The sequence below is a fragment of the Holdemanella sp. genome (assembly GCF_056804935.1).
Map to the genome: position 1 here is coordinate 1 of NZ_DBMEXE010000093.1, position 5,948 is coordinate 5,948.

General features: G+C 35.7%; 4 protein-coding genes. All 4 read left to right on the forward strand.

From position 1 onward, the window contains the following. Window positions 1–109: 109 nt before the first annotated feature. The 4 genes from trkA (at window position 110) to ACZQCL_RS05530 (ending at window position 5,900) form a co-directional block, all read left to right on the forward strand. Window positions 110–1,468 (forward strand): Trk system potassium transporter TrkA, encoded by a 1,359-nt coding sequence (gene trkA, locus ACZQCL_RS05515; RefSeq protein ID WP_288522348.1) that lies wholly within the window; start codon window positions 110–112, stop codon window positions 1,466–1,468. After that, window positions 1,452–2,972: a TrkH family potassium uptake protein gene (locus tag ACZQCL_RS05520; RefSeq protein ID WP_482482119.1), complete on the forward strand. Its 1,521-nt coding sequence runs from the start codon at window positions 1,452–1,454 to the stop codon at window positions 2,970–2,972. Before trkA ends, ACZQCL_RS05520 begins: the two co-directional genes overlap by 17 nt. 210 nt (window positions 2,973–3,182) lie before the next feature. Then, on the forward strand, window positions 3,183–5,507 hold the full coding sequence (locus ACZQCL_RS05525) for a hybrid sensor histidine kinase/response regulator (RefSeq protein ID WP_482482121.1): 2,325 nt from the start codon (window positions 3,183–3,185) through the stop codon (window positions 5,505–5,507). Window positions 5,508–5,585: 78 nt separating this feature from the next. Beyond that, on the forward strand, window positions 5,586–5,900 hold the full coding sequence (locus tag ACZQCL_RS05530) for a hypothetical protein (protein ID WP_482482123.1): 315 nt from the start codon (window positions 5,586–5,588) through the stop codon (window positions 5,898–5,900). Window positions 5,901–5,948: the final 48 nt, after the last annotated feature.

The following is a 5,948-nucleotide window of genomic DNA, read 5'->3' on the forward strand; positions in this document are numbered from 1 at the left end:
AAATTCTGTACACATGTTTCATTACCTCACTTACAGGTAAATTGTACAAGTCTATTTGACATTAATGATGTCTATATCCTGTTTTATTAAATGTGTCTTTGGAGGAAATATGAAAATTATTGTAGTTGGCGATGGGAAAGTTGGCTTTGCGATTGCGAAACAATTGAATCAAGAGGGTCATGATATTACAGTGGTTGAAAATAAAGCGAATGTATTATCGAGTACAATGAATCAACTAGATATTGTTGGTGTGCAAGGGAATGGGGCTAGTTTAGACACATTATTAGAAGCACGTGTACCTTCGAGTGATTTGTTGATTGCGGCTACATCAACGGATGAAGTGAATATTATTTGTTGTTTATTGGCAAAAAAATTGGGTGCTAGACATACCATTGCTCGTATTCGTAATCCAGAATACAATAACACAGTTCGTTTGATTAAAGATGAATTGGGATTGAGTATGAGTATCAATCCAGAACAGGCGGCGGCTCGTGAAATATTGCGCGCGATTCGTTTCTCAAATTCCATTAAAGTATCGTCTTTTGCGAAGGGAAGAATTGAGCTTGCTGAAGTTAAGGTAACAGAAAATTCCCCACTTATAAATATGCGTGTGGTTGATATCAATCGTCGTTTTAAGACGGAAGTATTGTTTGTGACGATTTTGCGTGATGGTGAAGTCATCATTCCAAATGGAAATACGGTGATTTATGAAAATGATCGTCTTACATTAACGGGTTCAACAACGCAATTAGAGCGTTTCTTTATTAAGATTGGTATTTTAAGTGATCGTACAGTCAATGAGGTTATGATTGTTGGTGGTGGTCGTATCACATATTATTTGACGAGCATGTTACTTGAATTGGGTATGGCCGTTAAAATTATTGAGTTGAATAAAGAGAAGTGTATCAACTTGGTTGAAAAATTCCCACAGGCAACAGTGATTCATGGAGATGGAACGGATCACGAATTATTATTGAGTGAATCATTAGAGGAAATGGATGCCTTTATCGCTCTTACAGATAATGATGAGGAGAATGTCATTATTTCCATGTTTGCCCAAAGTCATGGTGTTACGCATGTGCTTCCTAAGGTAAATCGTGTTTCTTTAGGTTTCTTGTTGGAAAAGTTGGGTCTTGAAAATTCAATTACGCCTAAGTTTATTACCGCAAACCAAATCGTGCAGTATGTTCGTGCTATGCAGAATACGGTTGGATCAAACGTTGAATCTTTGATTAAGCTAGTGGATGACAAGGTAGAGGCTTTAGAATTTAGAGTGCGTGACAATTGTCGTTTTATTGATGTGCCAATTAAGGATTTAAATATTCGTAAGGGTATTATCATTGCGTATGTAACACATAAAGGTGTTTCTAAAGTAGCAACGGGTGATATGCGTATTCAACTATCGGATACGGTTATTATTATTAGTAAGGTTGCAGGGTTGAGGGATATCAATGATTTACTATCTTAAGCGTAATATACATAAACTCAACTGGACTATGATTGGTAACGTATTGGGTATGGTGCTTATTGCGCAAGCCTGTTTAATGGTGTTGCCGGTCATTGTGGATTTGATTTATCAAGAAGGATTATATGATTCTTACTTGATCGTAATTGGGATTTGTTTGGCTTTAGGCTATGGTTTAACGCGTAAAAAGTCGAGAACGAATTCTTATTTTGCCAAAGACGGAATGCTTGCGGTAGGTCTTGCCTGGATCGTTGTTTCTTTCTTTGGTGGATTACCATTCTACTTGTCGGGTGAAATTCCTTCTTTTGTGGATTGTTTCTTTGAGGCTGTGTCTGGATTTACAACGACAGGTTCAAGTATTTTAACGGAAGTTGAGAATTTGAAGCATGCCACACTCTTCTGGCGTAGCTTTACACACTGGATTGGTGGTATGGGTATCTTGGTTTTCATTTTGGCCTTACTTCCAAAGTCAAATGATCGTGATATGCATATCATGCGTGCGGAAGCACCTGGTCCTACCATTGGTAAATTAGTACCTCGTATGCGTCAGTCCGCTATGATTTTATATACTATGTATATGGGATTGACTGTCATTCAGGTCATTTTACTTTTGCTTGGCAAGATGCCATTGTTTGATGCGTTATGTAATACGTTTGGTACGGCGGGTACCGGTGGTTTTGCGATTAAAAACACGAGTATTGGTGCCTACAACAATGCGTATTATGAAGTGATCATTACGATTTTCATGATTTTATTTGGTGTGAACTTTAATATGTACTACTTTTTATTAATCAAAGATTTCAAACAAGTCTTTAAAAATGAAGAGTTGCGTACATATTTAGGTATTATTCTATTCTCAATTACTTGTATCACATTGAATATTTTATCCATGTATAATTTTGATGTATTCAAATCCATTCGTTTGGCAAGCTTTCAAGTAGGTTCAATTATAACGACAACGGGATATTCGAGTTGTGATTATAGTGTCTGGCCACAATTTAGTAAGATGATCCTCTTCTTATTAACAGTCTGTGGTGCGAGTGCTGGTTCGACTGGTGGTGGTGTGAAGGTAAGTCGTCTTTTGATTATTGTGAAGAAAATCAAATTGGATATTCAAAAGTTACTACATCCACAAAAAGTAGAAGCCATCACAATGGATGGTAAAGTAGTGGATACAGAGGTAGTCAATCAGATCATGGCGTATTTCTGTAGTTTCATTATTATTGTCGGTGTCTTGTTGTTCTTGGTTTCATTTAATAACTTTGATTTTGAGACAACGGTAACATCCGTTATGACTTGTATTGGTAATGTAGGTCCAGGATTTGGCCTTTGTGGTCCAATGGGAAACTTTTCCATGTTCTCGGATTTTTCGAAGATCGTCTTATCTTTTGCGATGTTGATTGGTCGTTTGGAAATCTATCCAATTATCATTTTCTTGGCTCCAATTTTAAATATTCGTAGTGTGTCTAAGAATATTCATAGTCGTAAAAAGCGTAGAAGCAATTAAGGTACTTTATGTACCTTTTTTATTTGCACTTTTTAGTACAATTTGTACTTTTTAATTTAGTGTAAACGCATACATCTAACTTAAACGTAATTTATGTTACTATATAGTCTGATGAGTTTACTTTTATTTAATGAGAATATAACCATAGTTTTTAGTGGATTGAAATAGGGTTGAGAGTTTGATAGAGTTAGTACTATTAGGGGAATGGCTATGAAGATAATAGATAATGATTTGACAATTCAAGAAGTGTGTGGGCGTATCGGTGGATATCATCGGTGTTCATTGGAGGATGGATATCCCTTTTTATATGTGAGTTTAAAATTTCAAGAGATTTTTGGTTGGTCAAAAGAAGAGATTGAAACTCGATTTGATAATAAATTAATGAATATGGTGCATCCAGAGGATAGAGAGATGGATTTATTCAATTCTGTTTTTCGCTTGTTAGGAAAAGATGGATATCACTATGTAAGTGAGAGTATAGATATAGAGGGGGATTCTATACTGCATGGAAATATTTCGGATGTGACAGAATTTATTCGGGAAAAGGAACAGAATAATATCTTATCGGCTTTGACTATGGATTATACTTCTTTAGTGCTTTGTGACTTGAAACAAGATACCGTGGAAGTGATTAAGCAGGATGCGAGTTGTGCTGAAATGAATTGGCATAGTTATAGTGAGAGTTTAAATTATTTCTATGATAATGTACTGATGAAGGATTCTTGTCCAAATTATATGGATATTTTATCAAATGGTTCTTTAATGCGTACATTAAAGGAACAGGGTTCTTTAGAATGGCATTTTCAAATTGTTCCGGATGAGAATGGAATTTCGAATTTAGGGGCAAGGGCAGTATTTCTATATGAGGATTTGAATCATTTTAAGATTATAATGGGTTTTCGTCCGATTGATGAAATTGTAAAGAGGGAAAAAGTATTAGAACTTCAAAGAGAGATTATTGAGGGTCTTGGTAAAGAATATTTTTCCGTATTATTGTTGGAGTTGGATAGTGGTCAAATCTTTTCATATCGTGAAGTCGGTGAGAATGGTAAGCGTATTGCGGATTTTTGTCGTAAATATGAAAATCAGTGGTGTGCATTATTGCCAGCTTATGCCAATGAGATTGTAACGGATGAAAGTCGTGAGAATTTCTTGGATCAGCTTTCGTTAGATGCATTACGTTCAAATCAAGATGATTTTTCAATGACCTATGAATTTAAAATGGGTGATCGTATTCTTTATCATCAGACACGTATTGCGTATGTTTATAAAAAGGATCGTAGTCGTGTGGCGGTGATTGGTACAAGAAACATTGATGATTTGATCAAGAAAGAACGTATGCAGGAGGCGAAATTAAAAGAGGCATATATTGTGGCGGAAAATGCGAATAAGGCGAAAACGGATTTCTTAAACAATATGTCGCATGATATTCGTACGCCTATGAATGTGATTCTTGGCTACAATGAATTGATGAAGCAGTATTTGACAGATCCAATCCTGGTGGATTATCAAAATAAGATTGAGCAGAGTGGCAAGTTATTACTTTCCATCATTAATAATGTGCTGGATATGGCGCGTATTGAGAGTGGTAAGATGGTTGTCGAAGAAAGAGCCGAAGCAATCGGGCTTGTAGTGGAAGAAATCGAGAGTGTATTCGAGTCGAGTGCACAAGAAAAGAATATCGTATTTACAACGAGTGTAGATGTGGATCATACACATGTGTTGTGGGATGGCTTTAAGGTTCGTGAAATCTTAATGAATCTAGTGGGAAATGCGTTTAAGTATACGCCTGATGGTGGTCATATTGCGATTGATGTCAAGGAACTGAATTGTACAAGATCTGGTTATGTTAGAATTCAAACGCAAATCAAAGATACGGGTATTGGCATGAGTGAAGACTATCTTCCAACTTTATTTGATTCTTTTTCTAGAGAATACAATACAACGATTGGAAAAGTTTCTGGTACAGGGTTAGGTATGGCGATTGTCAAGAATCTTGTGGATATGATGGATGGAGAAATTCGTGTAAAGAGTAAACTGGGTGAGGGGACTTGTTTCACTCTTACTTTTGAGCATAGAATAGCGGATGAGGATTCTATAGAATGGAATCAAGAATTGGATGTTTTGGATGAAAAATCCATCTTAGAAGGTAAGCGTGTTTTACTTGTGGATGATAATGATTTAAATGCCGAGATTGCGATGGCCATACTTGAACAGAGTGGTTTAGTGTTGGATCGTGTTGAGGATGGTTTAGCTTGTATAAATCGGTTGTCTGAAGTGGATGCAGATTTGTATGATTTGATTTTGATGGATATTCAAATGCCAAATATGAATGGGTATGAGGCGACTAGAAGAATTCGTCAATTTGAGAATGTAAAAAAAGCAAGTATTCCAATTCTAGCTATGACGGCCAATGCGTTTGAGGAAGATAAGAAAATGGCCATGGAAGCAGGTATGAATGGGCATATTTCTAAGCCGATTGATGTGAATGTATTGGAAAAGCAGATCATAAACATATTCAAAAAAGTGTCTTAATTGACACTTTTTTCTATACAAGGTATATATTTGCGGTTTATAATGTGGGTAGTTCGATGCAAAGGAGTGGTAATATATATGAGATTTTTTGATTACATTGATACTATCGAAAAGCCTACAATTGAGAATATTCGAGTTATATATAAGGCTGTAAATGAGAAGTATGATGATCTCATAGACATGGCACTGGAGCCGAATAGTAAGAATTATAAAAAGTGGGTTCAGAATATGGAGTGTTTAAAAAAATCTGAAAACATGATGATTGATTGTATTGGCAATAAGCAGATTACAGATACAGAGTGGTTAGAACTTATGTATAATATTTATCGTTATCAAGTTAAATATGAAATAGAAAGTCAGACAAAATGTAAAGTGAACTTCAATTATGCTTGATTTATGAGTACGATGTTCATGGCGACTTTACATTTTATCCTCTAAAAT

Excerpts from the sequence above, each read along its gene's own strand:
- ACZQCL_RS05525 (WP_482482121.1), top strand. The coding sequence starts at position 3,183 with ATGAAGATAATAGATAATGATTTGACAATTCAAGAAGTGTGTGGGCGT.
- ACZQCL_RS05530 (WP_482482123.1), top strand. The coding sequence starts at position 5,586 with ATGAGATTTTTTGATTACATTGATACTATCGAAAAGCCTACAATTGAG.
- ACZQCL_RS05520 (WP_482482119.1), top strand. The coding sequence starts at position 1,452 with ATGATTTACTATCTTAAGCGTAATATACATAAACTCAACTGGACTATG.
- trkA (WP_288522348.1), top strand. The coding sequence starts at position 110 with ATGAAAATTATTGTAGTTGGCGATGGGAAAGTTGGCTTTGCGATTGCG.